At 62.0% G+C, this 642-nt stretch carries 1 pseudogene; it reads left to right on the forward strand.

Annotated elements, in window-relative coordinates:
* Positions 1-112: 112 nt before the first annotated feature.
* Positions 113-642 (forward strand): annotated as a pseudogene (locus tag EOC06_RS44490) (ISKra4 family transposase); the annotation flags it as partial.

Genomic DNA, 642 nt, shown 5'->3' on the forward strand with positions numbered 1-642 from the left:
CTGATGGTCTTTATCAGCGTTTCCGGCAGGCCGCAGAGGAGAAACGGGCGTCACGGGCGCAATCAGTTTTTCCACTCCGGTCATTCTGGAAAACTCGATGCGGGAAGACGACATGCGGGCGCGGCTAGTATTGCAGATGATAGATGACGATGGCGAAAGAATCGCGACCGAGACGGTCGCCGATCTGGTGAAGGTGACGAAAGGGGCCGAGGATCTCGGTCTGTCGTTGTCGGAGGCGAAAAGCCTTCTTGCGAAATTGCAGCAGGCGATGGTGGAGACGCAGGTGGAACTTTGGCTGAGCGAAAACCGCGAGCTTGATGGGCGTCGCCTGCGCAGCAAGGGAAGCTATCCCGTCACCTTTCATACGCTATTCGGCGACGTGCGCCTGAAAAGCCCGCGCTATTTCCTGCCGCGAACGGACGGCGCGAGCAGCCCTGCAACGGTCTCGCCGTTGCGGACACTGATCCCAGACCACATCGCGCCCGAACGCCTCTATCTGGAAACCCGGTGGGCCTCGCTCGTGCCCTATGCCGCCGCGGCCGAGTTGCTGGCCGACGTGCTGCCGATCGATTGCGGCGCCAACGCCACAACAGTCCGGCAGCATGCGCTGCGCACCGCTCGCCGCATCGAGCGGGAGTTGAC

It is taken from the genome of Mesorhizobium sp. M7A.F.Ca.MR.362.00.0.0, assembly GCF_004023175.1.
Lineage (GTDB): Bacteria > Pseudomonadota > Alphaproteobacteria > Rhizobiales > Rhizobiaceae > Mesorhizobium.